Source organism: Companilactobacillus versmoldensis DSM 14857 = KCTC 3814, from assembly GCF_001434295.1.
Classification (GTDB): domain Bacteria; phylum Bacillota; class Bacilli; order Lactobacillales; family Lactobacillaceae; genus Companilactobacillus; species Companilactobacillus versmoldensis.
Map to the genome: position 1 here is coordinate 44,805 of NZ_AZFA01000008.1, position 15,409 is coordinate 60,213.

At 39.6% G+C, this 15,409-nt stretch carries 18 protein-coding genes and 1 pseudogene; 6 read left to right on the forward strand and 13 right to left on the reverse strand.

Annotation, left to right across the window (positions count from 1 at the left end):
* Window positions 1–327: 327 nt before the first annotated feature.
* The 4 genes from FC27_RS05585 to FC27_RS05600 all read right to left on the reverse strand — a co-directional run bounded on the left by FC27_RS05585 (window position 328) and on the right by FC27_RS05600 (window position 3,469).
* On the reverse strand, window positions 328–615 hold the full coding sequence (locus FC27_RS05585; protein WP_010625152.1) for a hypothetical protein: 288 nt from the start codon (window positions 613–615) through the stop codon (window positions 328–330).
* A 69-nt stretch (window positions 616–684) separates the two neighbouring features.
* Entirely contained in the window at window positions 685–1,620 is a 936-nt protein-coding gene (locus FC27_RS05590) for a FecCD family ABC transporter permease (protein ID WP_235699658.1), read from the reverse strand.
* 59 nt (window positions 1,621–1,679) lie between these two features.
* Window positions 1,680–2,678 carry a FecCD family ABC transporter permease gene (locus FC27_RS05595; RefSeq protein WP_056938080.1) on the reverse strand — a complete coding sequence of 333 codons (999 nt, stop codon included), beginning with the start codon at window positions 2,676–2,678 and terminating at the stop codon, window positions 1,680–1,682.
* Entirely contained in the window at window positions 2,675–3,469 is a 795-nt protein-coding gene (locus FC27_RS05600) for an ABC transporter ATP-binding protein (RefSeq protein ID WP_010625154.1), read from the reverse strand. The genes FC27_RS05595 and FC27_RS05600 overlap by 4 nt, the downstream gene beginning before the upstream one ends.
* 151 nt (window positions 3,470–3,620) lie before the next feature.
* On the opposite strand from FC27_RS05600, the gene FC27_RS05605 reads away from it, so the two are divergent.
* The gene (locus FC27_RS05605) at window positions 3,621–4,553 is read left to right on the forward strand and encodes an ABC transporter substrate-binding protein (protein ID WP_010625155.1); all 933 of its coding nucleotides are present in this window, start codon (window positions 3,621–3,623) and stop codon (window positions 4,551–4,553) included.
* Between the two features lie 45 nt (window positions 4,554–4,598).
* Here the strand turns inward: FC27_RS05605 and FC27_RS05610 are convergent, their stop codons facing one another.
* Together FC27_RS05610 and serC are read right to left on the reverse strand one after the other, a co-directional pair.
* Entirely contained in the window at window positions 4,599–5,768 is a 1,170-nt protein-coding gene (locus FC27_RS05610) for a 3-phosphoglycerate dehydrogenase family protein (protein WP_010625156.1), read from the reverse strand.
* Complete coding sequence (gene serC / locus FC27_RS05615) at window positions 5,768–6,853, reverse strand: 3-phosphoserine/phosphohydroxythreonine transaminase (RefSeq protein WP_010625157.1); 1,086 nt, start codon at window positions 6,851–6,853, stop codon at window positions 5,768–5,770. Before serC ends, FC27_RS05610 begins: the two co-directional genes overlap by 1 nt.
* 312 nt (window positions 6,854–7,165) lie before the next feature.
* Between serC and FC27_RS05620 the strand changes: the two genes are divergently transcribed.
* From FC27_RS05620 to FC27_RS05630, 3 genes are read left to right on the forward strand one after another with little or no spacing between them, the layout of a single operon-like run.
* The gene (locus FC27_RS05620; protein WP_010625158.1) at window positions 7,166–7,783 is read left to right on the forward strand and encodes a histidine phosphatase family protein; all 618 of its coding nucleotides are present in this window, start codon (window positions 7,166–7,168) and stop codon (window positions 7,781–7,783) included.
* Between the two features lie 11 nt (window positions 7,784–7,794).
* Complete coding sequence (gene proB, locus FC27_RS05625) at window positions 7,795–8,598, forward strand: glutamate 5-kinase (protein WP_010625159.1); 804 nt, start codon at window positions 7,795–7,797, stop codon at window positions 8,596–8,598.
* Window positions 8,599–8,610: 12 nt separating this feature from the next.
* Window positions 8,611–9,858: a glutamate-5-semialdehyde dehydrogenase gene (locus FC27_RS05630; RefSeq protein ID WP_010625160.1), complete on the forward strand. Its 1,248-nt coding sequence runs from the start codon at window positions 8,611–8,613 to the stop codon at window positions 9,856–9,858.
* Between the two features lie 95 nt (window positions 9,859–9,953).
* Here the strand turns inward: FC27_RS05630 and FC27_RS05635 are convergent, their stop codons facing one another.
* The 3 genes from FC27_RS05635 to FC27_RS12155 all read right to left on the reverse strand — a co-directional run bounded on the left by FC27_RS05635 (window position 9,954) and on the right by FC27_RS12155 (window position 11,077).
* A complete protein-coding gene (locus FC27_RS05635) occupies window positions 9,954–10,169 on the reverse strand; it encodes a hypothetical protein (protein ID WP_010625161.1) in 216 nt (71 codons plus the stop codon).
* Window positions 10,170–10,772: 603 nt separating this feature from the next.
* Entirely contained in the window at window positions 10,773–10,895 is a 123-nt protein-coding gene (locus FC27_RS12150; RefSeq protein ID WP_268869700.1) for a hypothetical protein, read from the reverse strand.
* A 59-nt stretch (window positions 10,896–10,954) separates the two neighbouring features.
* Window positions 10,955–11,077, reverse strand: coding sequence for a hypothetical protein (locus FC27_RS12155; RefSeq protein WP_268869701.1), 123 nt, complete (start codon window positions 11,075–11,077; stop codon window positions 10,955–10,957).
* Between the two features lie 715 nt (window positions 11,078–11,792).
* On the opposite strand from FC27_RS12155, the gene FC27_RS11865 reads away from it, so the two are divergent.
* Both FC27_RS11865 and FC27_RS05640 read left to right on the forward strand, forming a co-directional pair.
* Window positions 11,793–11,921 carry a putative metal homeostasis protein gene (locus tag FC27_RS11865; protein ID WP_010625162.1) on the forward strand — a complete coding sequence of 43 codons (129 nt, stop codon included), beginning with the start codon at window positions 11,793–11,795 and terminating at the stop codon, window positions 11,919–11,921.
* Window positions 11,922–11,944: 23 nt separating this feature from the next.
* Window positions 11,945–12,817, forward strand: coding sequence for a metal ABC transporter solute-binding protein, Zn/Mn family (locus FC27_RS05640; protein ID WP_010625163.1), 873 nt, complete (start codon window positions 11,945–11,947; stop codon window positions 12,815–12,817).
* Between the two features lie 33 nt (window positions 12,818–12,850).
* On the opposite strand, the gene FC27_RS05645 is transcribed toward FC27_RS05640, so the two are convergent.
* The 4 genes and pseudogenes from FC27_RS05645 to FC27_RS05660 form a co-directional block, all read right to left on the reverse strand.
* Complete coding sequence (locus FC27_RS05645; protein WP_010625164.1) at window positions 12,851–13,297, reverse strand: Fur family transcriptional regulator; 447 nt, start codon at window positions 13,295–13,297, stop codon at window positions 12,851–12,853.
* A 67-nt stretch (window positions 13,298–13,364) separates the two neighbouring features.
* Entirely contained in the window at window positions 13,365–14,312 is a 948-nt protein-coding gene (locus FC27_RS05650; protein WP_010625165.1) for a D-2-hydroxyacid dehydrogenase, read from the reverse strand.
* Between the two features lie 184 nt (window positions 14,313–14,496).
* Window positions 14,497–14,912 (reverse strand): annotated as a pseudogene (locus FC27_RS05655) (cupin domain-containing protein).
* A gap of 34 nt (window positions 14,913–14,946) precedes the next feature.
* Window positions 14,947–15,264, reverse strand: coding sequence for a carboxymuconolactone decarboxylase family protein (locus tag FC27_RS05660; protein WP_010625168.1), 318 nt, complete (start codon window positions 15,262–15,264; stop codon window positions 14,947–14,949).
* Window positions 15,265–15,409: the final 145 nt, after the last annotated feature.

The window sequence follows — 15,409 nt, forward strand, 5'->3', positions numbered from 1 at the left end:
GATGACCAATTCTGGAAAAAATAAGGTCCCAAGTAATAGATACATAGGTAGCGCCTATCTAATCTTAGTAGTGGAAACATCTGCAATATCATTTGTCGCGAACCACACAATTTGGATTGATATACGAACAATCGGCATAACAATCCCATTTTTGTTTCGTGATTGTATTAAATTGTACAACTACTGGGGCGACAATGAAACAGTTTTCTGAAATTAGATTAAAAAATATTTTAATATTTATTAATAAAAAAAGAGAGCAGATTATTATTATATCGGCTCTCACAAAAATATTTGTTTTGTTTTCTAATTTTTAACTAAATTTTTTACTTATTTATCGTCATGTTCGTTATATTCGGGATCATCCATATCTCGTTCGATATCGATCCCATACAAATCATTGACGGCAGAGTCCTTATCAGCGGTATGGACAACTAGGATCGTTGTGGCTCCCTTGCTGCTCACATAACCAACAAAGGTAGTGACCTCTTCTACTAAATATGGCAATCCATCGGAATGAACGATGTATTCCCCTGCAACTGGCATACTTTCCAAATAAACTTTGTTCATGCGGATGTATTCGTCGCCATCGTGTAAAACTATTAATACTTTGTACATTTTCTGGTCCACCTTCTTTGATTTAAGTTTGAGACTTTTCATAAAGGTTGGCAAGTTTTTTTCCTCGGACTATTTGGTTTTCATTAAAATGTAAACGAAATATGGTGCTCCGATAACGGCAACTAAGATGCCGACTGGTATCTCGGTAGTCGAACTAATAACTTTGCCGACTGTATCGGCAGCCAATAGTAAAAAGCTGCCTAAAACACCAGATAAGACCAGCTGATGGCTGTGTTTGAATCCGATTACACGTCGCGACAGGTTAGGCGTAATCAGACCGATAAATCCGATCCCACCACTGATTGAAACGCTGACACCTGCTAAGATGACTGCAGCTGCAATCAAAATGATACGTTCCTTTTTCAAATTTATCCCCAGTGAATAAGCAACATCATCACCTAAGTTGAAAGTATCGAGGACTCGCATTTTGGAAAAGATGAAAATGGTACAGATAATGAACCACGGTAAAAACATCAAAATGAATTCCCAGCTTGTCCCCCAAATACTACCTGCTAGCCAATTCATCACGAATTGATAATTCTCTGGTGATAGTTTCAAGGTCAGTAAGACCATGATCGATGAATACAGTCCTGACAAAGCGACACCAGTCAACAGCATTCGGTTAGAAGTAATGCCTGTTTCTTTTTTGTATGAAAATCCAAAGACGATCACCGTACTGATCAAAGCACCAACTAATGCCATCGTTGGTAGTAAAAACAAATTAGCATCTTGGTTTTTGACCAAGGCAATGAACAGCATGACGGCAATACCTGCTCCAGAATTGATCCCCAAAAAACTAGTATCAGCCATCGGATTTTGAGTTGTCGACTGGATAACATTACCCGCAATCGCTAAAGCAAAGCCGACTAATAACGTAACAACGATCCGAGGCATCCGAAAATCAAAAATAACCAGCGACTGAGTGTAAGTCCCTTTACCAGCTAGTAAATTCCAAATGGCCGACGGCGAGATCCGCATCTGACCTGTATTTAAATTAATGACCATTAAAATCACCATAAAAACAATTAGGACGAACAACCATCGAGTAAGTTTGAATCTTTTTGTCATAGTTGATTACCATCCCTTCTAGCAAGATAAATAAAGAATGGCACGCCGACAATCGAAATGATGATTCCAAAAGGAGTCTCTTGTGGAGGATTGATCGTGCGAGCAATCAGATCTGCTAACACGGTCAGATCAGCTCCTAATAAGATTGTCATCGGGATCACCTTGCGATTATTGGTTCCGACTAAAAACTTGGCTATATGCGGAATGATCAAACCAACGAAGGCAACATTGCCAACTAAAGAAACTGACACACCAGACAAAATAACGACACAGATCAAGGAAATAAGTCTGATGGCCGTAATATTTTTACCTAAACTTTTAATTGAATCATCGGTCAAACTTAAGAGATTCAAATTACCAGACATTAAGTAGACTACAACTAAGCCAACAATTATCCATGGTCCAAGTCGTTCTAGTTGAGCCCAAGAGACAGCTGAAATGCCACCAAAATGCCAAAAGGCTAAGTCTTGTTTGAGGTTAGCAATCAAAGCGATACCTTCACTGATAGCGGTGAAAAAAGCACTGATCGCTAACCCTGATAAAACTAAAATAGTCGGGCTCATTTGCGATTTCTTCAGGGAACTGATAGCAAAAACTAGCCCTGCGGAAATGGCAGCACCGACTACTGAAAAAGCTGTGGTATTCAAAGTAGACATTTTAGGAAAAAAAGTAAAACAAAGCGTCAGCATAAAAGCCGCCCCAGCGTTGATACCTAAAAGTCCCGAATCAGCCATAGGATTCTTAGTCACGCTTTGCATCAAAGCACCGCTGACTGCTAAAGCAGCACCGATCAACATTGCGCCAATGATCCGCGGGATCCTGATATGGCGAATGATCCGTTGATCGATACTGCTCGCATCGAAATGAAAAAGTGAGTTAAAGACTGTTGAACCAGTATTGCTATTGGAACCGTAGCGTACGCTGAGCATCAATAATAAACCTAAGACCACCAGTGCAATAACCATTTGAAGAGAATACTTTACACTAGCTTTCAAGCTGACTCCCCCGATCTCCAGCGGTTATAAGTCAGGATCATTGGTCTGTTATGGTCTTGAATGATCTTAGCATCGATATTGAAAATATTGCGAAGATTATCGCGGGTGATGACTTGGTTGACTGGACCACAAGTCTGCAGGTACCCATTTTTGATAGCAATCAATTGATCTGAGAATCTGGCAGCGTGGTTCAAATCATGCAAAGCCATCACGATCGTCCGATGCTCTTTTTCGTTTAGTTCCTTGATCAATAGCATGACGTCCAATTGATGCGTCAGATCTAAATAAGTCGTCGGCTCATCCAAAATGATCGTATCAGTATCTTGGGCCACCGCCATCGCAATCCAGGCACGTTGTCTTTGACCACCAGATAGCGTACTTAACCGACGTTTAGCCAAGTCTTGGACTGAAGCTTTTTCCATGGCCCAATCGATTTTTTCATGATCGACTTTTGATAGCGTGGAAAAACGATGCCGATATGGGATCCGCCCAAAGGTCACTAATTCCTGAACTGTCAGATCATTGGCAACTTCATTAGACTGTGGCAAGACAGCCATTTCTTTAGCCATCTCACTAGTTTTCTTCTGTTCGATATTTTCGCTGTCTAAAAAGACCGACCCATCGCACGGTTTCAATAACCGGGCAATCGTTCGGATCAAAGTTGACTTGCCACATCCATTCGGCCCAATCAAAGTTGTGATCTGACCTTTAGGAATCTGGATCGACAGATCGTGGATCGTTAATTTTTTATCATAGTTCACGCAAACTTTCTTAGTTTCAATAATATTCATCGCACATTCGACCTTAATTTATAATTTTTACATACAGACTGAATATTCTGATATATATTTTTGTAATATATTTTAACGTATTCTCTTGACTTTTTGTAACGCTTTCATTAATAATTTACATAATTTAAAAAATTATTTGAGGGGGAAAATTATGAATCGTAAAAAACTATGGGGAGTTGGACTTTTTATTGCCTTATTTTTCACAATGTTTCTGTCAGCTTGTAGCAGTTCCCAAGCCTCAGATTCAAGTACGCGTGATCTAAAAGATTCCATGGGCCATCAAGTCGAAGTGCCTACACAGCCCAAACGTGTTGTCGGTAGTTACTTAGAGGATTACTTAGTTGCCGTTGGCGTCAAGCCAGTCGTTCAATGGTCAGTTAAAAATGCTTCAGGAACTCAGGAATATTTGAAAAAAGATCTGAAAAACGTGCCAACGATCGACTACTCGCTACCCTATGAGGCAGTTACCAAGGCTAAACCAGACCTGATCCTCATGGGAACAGACAGTCAAGTTCAAAATGGGAAATATAACCAATATAAGAAAATTGCTCCAACCTACGTTGTCAAAAATGGTACTGACGTTTCTTGGCGGGACCAATTTCTCGATGTAGCTAAGGCAGTCAACAAGACTGATAAAGCTAAGCAAGTTCTAAACAAGTACGACAAGAAGGTCGACTCAGCGAAAACTAAATTGAACAAACAGGCTAATGGCAAGTCAGTGGCTGTTTTATGGGTAACTAACAACTCAGCCTTTATCGTTAGCGACAAGTCTTCTAGTGGCTCACTGCTCTACGGTGACCTCAAGTTGAAAGAACCTAGTCTGGTCAAAGAGGTTTCTAAGAAAGCTACGGCTGATTGGTCGTCCGTTTCCTTAGAAAAGCTTGCTAAACTGGATGCTGATTACATTTTCTTAGTTAACAGTGACAAGGATGCTGACATGTTCAAAGATCCTGTTTGGACGAATATCAAGGCTGTTAAGGATGGTAATTTGTTCCAATACGGCAACGATTCTAGTTGGCAGTATAAAGGACCAATCGCTTATACCCAAATGATCGACCAAGTTTTAAAAGATATGACTAAATAATAATTGAGAACAAAAATCGGCAGGTCTTCGGATCTGCCGATTTTTTTATTGATGCTCAATGATCCGTACTCGATGGACCTCAGGTATCTTATTGAGGGAACGGATCAAGTTTTGGCCATTTTCACCATCGATCGAATTAACGTCAACGACTGTATAAGCGGTGCTTCCTTTGGCAGCATTACTCATATTCTCGATATTGATCTCTCGGTCAGCCATCTTAGTGGCAATCTGACCAACCATATTAGGGACATTTTTGTGAATGACAGTCACTCGATATGGTGCTTCAAAGGGAACTTTCATATTTGGTAAGTTAACTGAATTGGTGGTATCACCCGATTCCAAATAATTCATCACAGTATCGGCACCCTGGACCGCACCATTTGATTCAGCTTCAAGAGTCGAACCGCCAATATGAGGAGTAATAGTGATGTTCTTTTGATCGGCGATGATCGGTTCACCAAAGTCTGTGCAGTAATGACTGATCTTCCCCTCCTGAATGGCCTTCAAAACTGCCTTGTTGTCAACGATGCCGATCCGCGAATAGTTGAACAAGACTGCCTGATCCTTCATAGCAGTCAATTCCGTCGTACTGATCAATCCAATCGTGTCTTGATTTTTAGGAACGTGGACTGTTACAAAATCGGCATTTTTGACAGCTCGACGAATCGAATTGGCACGCTTGACTTGATTGTCGATCCGCCAAGCAGCATTTGACGACAAAAATGGATCGTAACCAATGACCTTCATCCCTAGAGCCAGTGCAGCATTAGCGACCCGTGAACCAACGTTTCCGAGTCCGATGACTGCGAGTCTTTTGCCAGCTAGTTCAGTTCCATTAAATTTAGTCTTATCCTTTTCAGTCCGTTGCGAAATATCGGCTTCCGAATGGATATTTGAATATTGATTAGCAGCAAATAAATTTCTGGCCGTAGCAATCATCAACGAAATTACTAATTCCTTGACCGCATTGGCATTGCTGCCAGGGGTGTTGAAAACAGCAATCCCCTGCTCGGTTGCTTTGTCGAGTGGCACATTGTTGTAGCCTACTCCACACCGAACGATAGTCTTCAAGCTTTCTGGGAATTTTTCTTGCAACAAGTTGACCGACCGGATCAAATAAGCATCAGGATCATCACTTTGATTGATCTTAAAATCATCACTGAATGTTTCTAAACCACTTTTAGCTATCGCATTAAACGTTTTTACTTGATACATTATTTAGTCCTCCAATAATTCTTTTCAAATTTATCCAAAAAGTTGACCAATTTTTCAACGCCTTCATATGGCATCGCATTGTATAAACTAGCGCGCATCCCTCCGACTGAACGATGACCCTTGATATTAAGCAAGCCAACATCAGCAGCCTCAGCAATCAATTTAGCGTCCAGATCAGCATCCTTGGTAACAAAAGGAACATTCGTCAATGAGCGATCAGGCTTTTGGACTGGTGCAGTAAATAATTTTGACGCATCCAAAAAATCATATAGCAAAGAAGATTTTTTCCGATTGCGTCTTTCCATTTCGGGGACTCCACCTTGTTGTTTGAGCCATTTCAAGACTAAGCCAGCGGCATAAATGGCGAAGACTGGTGGGGTGTTGAACATGGAATTTTTCTGGGCGAACAATTGGTAATCGAGCATACTTGGTAGGTTTTTGACTTTGCCAATCAAATCATCTCGGACGATTACTAGAGTCAAACCGGCGATACCAAGGTTTTTCTGAGCTCCAGCCATGATCAATCCGAAATCTTTGATATTATATTGTTGACCGAGAAAATTCGACGACATATCGCCGACTAGTTCAGTTGCACCAGTGTCAGGAACGGTCGAGTAAGCTGTCCCTTCAATAGTGTTATTAGTAGTGATATGGACGTAGTCGTATGTATCTTGAGTCAAGTCTTTTAAAATCGGCAATTTCGTGTAATGGTCTGCTTTGGTTGAATTCAAGACATCAACTTTGACGTTGACACGTTTGGCTTCGTCTCCTGCTCGTTCCGCCCAATGACCACTGTCCAGCAAACCGATCCGATGATATTTATTGGCAAGGTTCAACGGGATAGTGGTGAACTGCAAGGTGCCTCCCCCTTGAAAGAACAAAACGTGATAGTTATCGGGGATCGCCAGCAATTCTCTGAGATCTTTTTCGGCTTGATCGATGATATCTTCGAACAGCTCGGAACGATGGGAGATCTCCATTACGCTCATTCCTGAATCATTATATGATGGCAGATCTTGTTTGATCTGAGCTATAACTGGATCTGGCATAGTTGCGGGACCAGCTGAAAAATTGTAAATCGTCATACGAAAACACTCCTTATATTAAAAAATCCTCACAGAAGACATTCTGTGAGGATAAGCGAATTTAATATTGAAGCCTCACAGATATAGTTGTCTATACTCACATGAGGTTTATTGATGAGTTAAATAAGCCTACATGTTAAAACGTGTAGACAAGGAGGAGACTGTTAGGCTAAGATTAACTTTATTGAACATAATTAAAATACCTCCAATTAACTTAAAAATACTGTAACAATCAATTAATCGATTGTCAACTAGCATACATCTGTTAAACGGTGCATAATTAAGTTAATTAATGAGTGTAAAGGAGTAAATATGACTGAACTATATCTTATTAGACATGGACAGACTTCTGCCAACGCCATGGGTCTTAAACAAGGTGTCATCAACACTGACATCACCCATCTAAATGAAGTCGGACAACAGCAAGCCCAGAAGCTAGCCGATAATTTTGATATCAGCTTTGCTGACCGGATCATCTGTAGCCCGTTAGAACGTACCGCCCACACAGCTAAAATCTTAAACGCTGGTCATGACCTCCCGATCACTTACGACCAACGATTATTAGAAATCTCTTACGGTCAATGGGACGGCAAAAAGAATACTGAATTACGTGAAAAGTATCCTGACGTCTTCAACACATATTGGAACGACGTCTTGCCAGACTACGTCAAATACGCCAGCAAAGGTGAAAAATTTGAGACCGTTGTCGATCGTGTCGACGGGTTTCTCAAAGAAACCGTTGAAAAATATCCTGACGAGAAAATCATCGTCGTGACGCATGGTTTTACCGTTAAAGCATTCGCACTTGATGTCCTTCGACCCAGTGATCTGATGAGCCTTCCCGAACCTAGAAACACTAGTGTTACTAAGCTCATCGCTTTATCCACTGATGAGACTTATTTGGAATACTACAATCAAATATTTTCATAAGGACATTAAATATGCAGAACAAAAGAGAAATCCACGCAAATCGAATAGTATTAAAAATTGGAACTAGTACTTTGATCAAAGACAACAGCAAGCCTAACTTCAAAGTTATCAATGGTTTAGCTTATGTCTTGAGTAATTTAAAGAAATCCGGTAAAGAAGTAGTTCTAGTATCATCCGGAGCCATTGGTGTTGGTATGGGAATCTTAGGTTTAAACGAACGTCCCTATAAGGTTTCCCAACAGCAAGCAGTTGCTTCTGTAGGACAAACTGAATTGATTCAACTATACAATCAAGCCTTACAAAAAAATGCTATGGTCGCAGCTCAAATGTTGCTGACCCGTGATGTAATCCATTTTCCTGAGAGCCATACTAATGTTATGAATACTTTTCAAGAATTATTGAACGTGCCAACAGCTATTCCCATCATTAACGAAAATGATTCGATGACAGTTTCTGAAATGGATCATCACACTAAATTTGGTGACAATGACCAGTTGTCTGCCATCGTGGCAAATTTGATCGATGCGGACATCTTGATCATGTTGTCGGATATTGATGGTTTCTATAATGGCAATCCTCAACTGGATTCGACTCACAAATATGACACGGTCACAGCAATCGATGAGAAGATTATTTCAGCAGCTGGCGGCCAAGGCAGCATCTTTGGTACCGGTGGCATGGCAACCAAATTAAAGGCTGCTAAGATGATTTTGAAGCATCATCAACAAATGATCCTAGCTAACGGAAAAGACCCTGAAATCGTCTTTAATCTGCTTGCTGGCGAAAATATTGGCACACTATTTACGGAAAATTAGGAGGTAATTCTGATGACTGATTTAAGTGAAATGGGAAAAAAGGCAAAAACGGCTGAATTTCAATTGAGCCAATTAGGCACCGTTCAGAAAAACAAAGCTCTCGAACAGATGGCTGTGGCTCTAGAAACAAATTCCGCAAAAATATTGGCTGCCAACCAAAAAGATTTAGAAAATGCCAAAAATAACTCAATGTCAGAGGCAATGCAAGACCGCTTGTTGCTTGATGACGACCGGATCAAGAAGATGGCCGATGGTTTGCGGCAAATCGCCGAACAATCTGATCCAATCGGTAAAGTCGACCGCGGCTGGACGACTGAAGACGGACTTGATATCATTCAAGAGCGCGTCCCATTAGGCGTTATCGGCATAATTTTTGAAGCCCGTCCTAACGTGACTGTTGATGCTGCGGGGCTCTGTTTCAAATCCGGTAACGCAGCCTTCTTGCGTGGCGGAAAAGAAGCTATCAATTCAAACATCGCTCTTTCAGACACTTTACGGACAGCCTTGAAAGACTTTGGTTTGGACGATAACTCCGTTCAATTGATTCACGATACTAGTCATGAAGTTGCTCAAGAAATGATGGAGTTGAGTGACTATTTGGACGTCTTGATACCTCGTGGTAGTGGCCGTTTCATCAAAATGGTCGTCAATAAAGCTAAGGTACCGATCATCGAAACAGGTGCCGGCAACTGTCATATATACGTTGACGAATCAGCTGACCAAGCTCAGGCTATCAAAATCATCGAAAATGCTAAGGTTCAGCGCCCTTCAGTTTGCAATGCGGTTGAGAAGATCCTTGTCAACCAAAATATTGCCGATGAGTTCTTACCTAAATTGGCTGAAAAGCTCAAGCAAGAACAAGTTGAGATTCGAGGCGATGCCGGTGTTCAAAAGATCTTGCCTGACGTCATCCCAGCAACAGAAGATGATTGGTACACCGAATATAACGACTACATTATTGCTATCAAGGTCGTTCCAGACTTGAACAGCGCCATCGAACATATCAACCATTACAACACTCAACATAGTGAAGCAATCTTGACAGAAAATTATCAAAATGCCCGTCAATTCCAGAAACAGATCGATGCGGCAGTCTTGTATGTCAACGCTTCGACTCGATTCACCGATGGTGGCAAATTTGGATTCGGAGCCGAAATCGGCATCAGCACACAAAAATTGCATGCTCGTGGTCCAATGGGAGCTAACGAATTAACGACCACCAAGTACTTAGTTAACGGTGATGGTCAAATAAGAAATTAAACGTAAAAAAACCACAAACCTGCAGATGCAGATTTGTGGTTTTTTTAGTGCACAGGAAATATCAGCCGAAACTCAAATTTCCCAGTTCAATAAGTTCATTGTTCTTCGGTCAATTCGATAATCTCGTCGTAGAAAGTATGGATAGGAATATCTAATTTTTGGTTCAACATGTAAACCTCTTGTTGAGTAAATCCTAAGCCTTTAATCTTGCGGTAGACAGTAGAGATTGAAACGTCTAAAGCATCCGCAATGGTTTTTTGTCTGATCTTATGAACAACAAGGTATGAAACCAATCCTGAATTCGTCAGCAATCTTATCACTCCGCTTTTATTAATTTTTTGCGAACATTATTTCCCAATTATAAACTTACTTTTAAATTGTATTATCCCGATTGCCCTAGCTCAATAGTTCAACGATAAATACATCAGATAAGATGTAACAGCCGTATATATGACCTATTCAAGAAAAACAATTCGTTTTTTCAGTTTGTGGGGTTGTGAAAAAGATTGTTTTTAAACAAGAAACTGATCCAATATCTGCCCGCAAAATCTACCTAACTTTGATGTTTGGGTTCTTCAAAATCGTTTCAAGTACTATTATAATTATTCCAAAAGAAAAAATAAATCGTTAGGTACTTTATGCAATCCTTACTCGCCTTTGCAATTTAATATTTAATTAAAAATATAAATCAAATTTTATTTATCAATTGATTAAAGAACATTAGGTTGGTTGGTATAACACATGTCATACGTTATATAACGGATGAACAAATGTCAATTAATAAATAAAATATACCGTAAATTTAGAGTTAGACAATCAGAAGTATCAATCATATCTGAGCACAAAAAAACCACTGATCTGTTCTGATCAGTGGTTTTTTGAGTAGAACTACACAAGTCCACCCTAACTAAACTCTAACGAGGCATTGGCTTTAATGCCTTGTCGAGAAATGGCTTCAATGGTTCTGGAGCTGGGATTGGCTTTGGTTCTGCTGCTTTTTGGACTGCGTCGTGAAAATCATTTGGAAAATTATTCATAATAAATTTCTTCTTTCTTATCTGGGTTATATATTTGGGATTGTTTGTTTTAGGGAGAATTAACGAGGCATTGGTTTCAATGCTTTGTCAATAAATGGCTTCAATGGTTCTGGAGCTGGAACGGGTTTTGGTTCTGCGGCCTTTTGGACTGCATCATGAAAATCATTTGGGAAATTATTCATAATTTTTATCTTCTTTCAAAAATATTTATCGATTCTTATCGTTAGTTTGTACTGACTAAAAGTTTGTAACGTTGTCGAACAATTGGCCAACGGCACTTACGTCGTTACCAAATGTATGGATTCCTGTAGAAATTCCTGCTTTAAGTGAGTTCAAAATAATCATAGTGAGATCCTCCAAAAATTGTTAATTAATTAGTTTTAGTTTTAAAATTAGAAGCGTGTTACTTGGTCGAAAAATTGACCAACAGCGTTAACGTCGTTTGCTGCAGTGTGGATACCTGTACTTACACCTGCACGTAATGAGTTAAGAATAATCATATTCTTGGCACCTCCTTGACTTGGTATTCATTCAAAGAAAATTTAAATATAAATATTCTGAAAAGATCATTTTTAGAATGCTTTATATTGAAATTTTCCAAAAGCTTTATCTAAAGCTTGTTACTTGGTCAAAGAATTGGCCAACAGCATTTACATCGTTACCTAATGTACCGATACCTGTGCTGATTGCTGATCTGATTGAGTTAAGAATAATCATATTAGCTACCTCCTTTACGAGTTATATCATCGCTTGATGACCTTAAAAAACTCTTAAAATAAAAACGATTTGAGATTTTGTAATATTACAAAATAGCTACGGAAAATAATATTTGTCTTTTTTTGATTTTATCTGTATACTCTTAATCGTAATTATTACTATTAAAAAAAGGAGCCTACTATGTCAGAGAAAATTGATTTTGCAAGTGCTAGCAGACGTCTACGCAGTAAAAATATTAAAACCCGCCGGCGTGCTTTGAAGATTATCAAGCAAGCCAAGCGAGTTACTATTACTAAGAAAGCTCAGTAAAAATTTTTCAAGAGGATGGTTTCATGAGACGGAAGTGGATATATTTATTTGGATCAGCGATGATCTTGTTTTTATTTTTAACGGGATGTAGCAAATCTACGAACGAGAAGACGATCTTGACTTCAACCAATAGCTACTATGAACCAGTCAAAAGTATTGTCGGGGACAAATACAAAGTCGAACCAATCGTCAAATCGGTCAACGTTGACCCTCATAGTTACAAACCCACGACAGATATCTCTAAAAAGGTCTCTAAGGCCGCTTTAGTTGTTTCCGATGGACTTGGTTATGACGACTGGGTAAACAAGCTTGCAGAGGCTAACAATAAGCAAGACGACGTTTTGAACTACGGAGCTGATGTTTTGCACCTCAAAAATGGTAGCAACGAACATCTCTGGTTCGATGTCGACGGCATGAAAAAATTGTCAAAAATCGTTTATCAGCGGGTATCCGATATGGATAACTTGAATAAAAAAACTTACCACAAAAATTATCAAAAGTATGATCAAAAGCTCGACAAATTAATCGCTAGAGAAAAAGCAATCAAGCAGTCGGCTCAAGGCAAAAAAGCCTATGTGACTGAACCTTTACCAGATTATTTATTGAAAGATCTAGGTATTTCGGTAGCTGACAATCATTTTGCCAAGGCAATCGAAGATGAAACTGACCCTTCAGTTAAAGATATCCAAGAGATCCAAAATGGCTTGAAGTCGCACAAGGTCGATGTTTTAGTTGTTAATAAACAAGTTAGCAGCGGCATCGTTAATAAGATCAAAAAGACTGCTAAAGAAAACGATGTTCCCATCGTTTATTTAACGGAAACACTGCCCAAAGACCTTGGTTACTACGAGTGGATGGACCAAAATCTTGATCAAATTCAAAAAGCTCTAGAATAGCAAAAAGCCAACTCATCTGAGTTGGCTTTTTTGCTATTTATTTTGTTGTTTGAGGCATTTGTCGCATAGCCCCATGACTTCATAATGCTGCGAGTCGATTTGGAAATTCGGCAATTTCTTTTCGACTTCTTTGATTGCTGGTGCGGCGAGTTCAACCACTCGGCCACAGTTTTCGCAAATAAAATGACTGTGATTCAAATTGTCGAAATCACATTGGTATTTAGCACGTAAGCCGTTATTGAACATCCGCGTTTCAACGACGTGCAATTCTTCGAGCATTTCAACGTTTCGATAAACAGTTTCATAACTCATCCGACTGTATTCTTGACGCAACTTATGATCGATCTCAGTGATCGGAACATAGTAGTCGCGCTTATTGAATAGGTAGTCGAGCATACTAGTTCTCTGTTTAGTAATTCGAACGTTATCGTTTTTTAATAACTCGATAGCTTGGTTGTATGTTTCTTCAGTCTGGACCATGTTACAAATCTCCTTACATATTACTAAAAAGTATACAACAAATTAGTAATATTTACTATCTAGTCGCTTAGTAACCATGGTTCAAATCAACGACATTTTCCACTACTTCGCCATTTTCGAGCAATGACTTAAGATTCTTCTTGAAGATCACAAAAGCTCTCTCAGAGTATTTGACGCTTCTTCCCGCAGTGTGGGGCGTAATAATGACATTGTCCATCTTCCACAATGGATTGTCAGCAGGCAATGGCTCAGGCTCCACCACATCCAAGGCAGCACCAGCTATCTCCTTATTTTGCAAAGCTTCAATCAACGCTGACGTATCTGTTGACTTACCACGGCCGATATTGATATAAACCGATGATTTAGTCATTTGCTCAAAAATATTTTGATCAAAAATCTTTTCGGTAGCTTTGGTATCAGGCAAGATGTTGACGACAAAATCGACTTTGCCGACTGCTTGATCCAGTTGATCCATCGACATCATTTCATCCATTGATTCAGTTGGCTTGGCTGTTCTTCTGATGCCGATCGTCTTCATCCCTAGTGCTTTGCAATAACGTCCGAGGATGCTGCCGATATTGCCTGCGCCGACGATCAGAACGGTTTTGCCGTAGACTTCATCATACGGTTCATCGACTTTCCACAGGCTTTGATCTTGATCGCGCATCGTCAGATTCAGCTTCCGGACGTACATCAACATATATCCCAATGTTTGTTCGGCGATATTGATGGCATTGGCTCCTGAACCGCTGGTAACAACTATGTTTTCCTTCTTCAAATCGTCCAGTGGCAAGGCATCCACGCCGGCACGAATCGTTTGGATCCATTTCAGGTGACCATTGGCAACTGCATGATCTTCTAAACGGCTTGACCAGCCGTAGATAGCATCAACTTCAGTTAAATCTTTTTTGGTGGCTTTTTTTGGCGATACTACTTCCAGTGTTAGATCATTCGATAATTCCCGGATTTCACGCTGTTGCTGTTCAGTAAGATCGATAAAACTTAAAATCTTCATTTTCCTGCCTCACAAATTTTGAATTTGGCCAGGTTATGCGAATTTTGAAACAGCTCCAAAATTGCTATCCAACAGCAAAAAGGAGTAGCACTGATATGTCAAAATCTGGCATAACTACTGCTACTCCATTTAATACACCTTTGAAGTTTATGTCAATCAAATCGTACATACTTTTCAGGCGTGATTATTTACCTAATTTGTCGTAATCTTCATCGGTAACTTTTTCGAGCCATTCTGAAGTTCCCTTTGTGATGGCAATGTGACTGAACCAGCTGTCTTTTGTTGCACCATGCCAGTGTTTAACTCCTTCTTTGATAACAACAACGTCACCTTGCTTCAATAATTGAGCAGGCTTGCCCCATTCTTGATACCAACCTTCGCACCTGTGACGAGCAAGATTTGGAATCCATCATGGTGGATGTGCCAATCGTTACGGCATCCTGGTTCAAAAGTAACGTTACTACCACCAAAGTCGATGTTGTCTTCTGGGCTGAATAGACTTTCAAGGTAACTTTGTCCAATAAAGTATTGGGCATAAGCTTCATTTTTTTCTCCGATTGGGAAAACTCCACCATTTTTCAATTCTTCATTTTTAGCCATTATTGTACTTCCTTAAGTTAGATTTTAATTGTAATTATTTCCAGATTTCCTTAGCACGGTTAAATGCTGACCATGCTTTTGGCCAACCAGCATAAAATGCTAGATGTGTTAACTCAGCAACGATTTCTTCTTTAGTGATTCCATTTTGCTTACCGATGCGTAAGTGAGCTTCTAACTGTTCAGTATTTCCAGCTGAAACGATACTTGCGATAGTGATCAAAGAACGATCATGAGCAGAAAGTTCATTTTCCTTGCTCCAAACTTCACCGAATAGAACATCATCATTTAAATCAGCAAATTGAGGGGCAAAATCTCCCAATTGTTCTTTACCAGCTGTTTGTTTTTTGGCCATAACTCATTCCTCCTAGATTTCCTATCTTTTCGAACGACTATAGTAAACCACTTAAAGTACACTGCAAGTCAACAAAATAAATAAAAAAAGATAAATAATTTCATATATAAAAAAGCTCACTATCCCCTTTCGAGAATAGCAAGCT

Coding starts and splice junctions, on each gene's coding strand:
- FC27_RS05585 (WP_010625152.1), bottom strand. CDS start 615: ATGTACAAAGTATTAATAGTTTTACACGATGGCGACGAATACATCCGC.
- FC27_RS05590 (WP_235699658.1), bottom strand. CDS start 1,620: ATGGTCATTAATTTAAATACAGGTCAGATGCGGATCTCGCCGTCGGCC.
- FC27_RS05600 (WP_010625154.1), bottom strand. CDS start 3,469: ATGAATATTATTGAAACTAAGAAAGTTTGCGTGAACTATGATAAAAAA.
- FC27_RS05605 (WP_010625155.1), top strand. CDS start 3,621: ATGAATCGTAAAAAACTATGGGGAGTTGGACTTTTTATTGCCTTATTT.
- FC27_RS05610 (WP_010625156.1), bottom strand. CDS start 5,768: ATGTATCAAGTAAAAACGTTTAATGCGATAGCTAAAAGTGGTTTAGAA.
- serC (WP_010625157.1), bottom strand. CDS start 6,853: ATGACGATTTACAATTTTTCAGCTGGTCCCGCAACTATGCCAGATCCA.
- FC27_RS05620 (WP_010625158.1), top strand. CDS start 7,166: ATGACTGAACTATATCTTATTAGACATGGACAGACTTCTGCCAACGCC.
- proB (WP_010625159.1), top strand. CDS start 7,795: ATGCAGAACAAAAGAGAAATCCACGCAAATCGAATAGTATTAAAAATT.
- FC27_RS05630 (WP_010625160.1), top strand. CDS start 8,611: ATGACTGATTTAAGTGAAATGGGAAAAAAGGCAAAAACGGCTGAATTT.
- FC27_RS12150 (WP_268869700.1), bottom strand. CDS start 10,895: ATGAATAATTTTCCAAATGATTTTCACGACGCAGTCCAAAAAGCAGCA.
- FC27_RS12155 (WP_268869701.1), bottom strand. CDS start 11,077: ATGAATAATTTCCCAAATGATTTTCATGATGCAGTCCAAAAGGCCGCA.
- FC27_RS11865 (WP_010625162.1), top strand. CDS start 11,793: ATGTCAGAGAAAATTGATTTTGCAAGTGCTAGCAGACGTCTACGCAGT.
- FC27_RS05640 (WP_010625163.1), top strand. CDS start 11,945: ATGAGACGGAAGTGGATATATTTATTTGGATCAGCGATGATCTTGTTT.
- FC27_RS05645 (WP_010625164.1), bottom strand. CDS start 13,297: ATGGTCCAGACTGAAGAAACATACAACCAAGCTATCGAGTTATTAAAA.
- FC27_RS05650 (WP_010625165.1), bottom strand. CDS start 14,312: ATGAAGATTTTAAGTTTTATCGATCTTACTGAACAGCAACAGCGTGAA.
- FC27_RS05660 (WP_010625168.1), bottom strand. CDS start 15,264: ATGGCCAAAAAACAAACAGCTGGTAAAGAACAATTGGGAGATTTTGCC.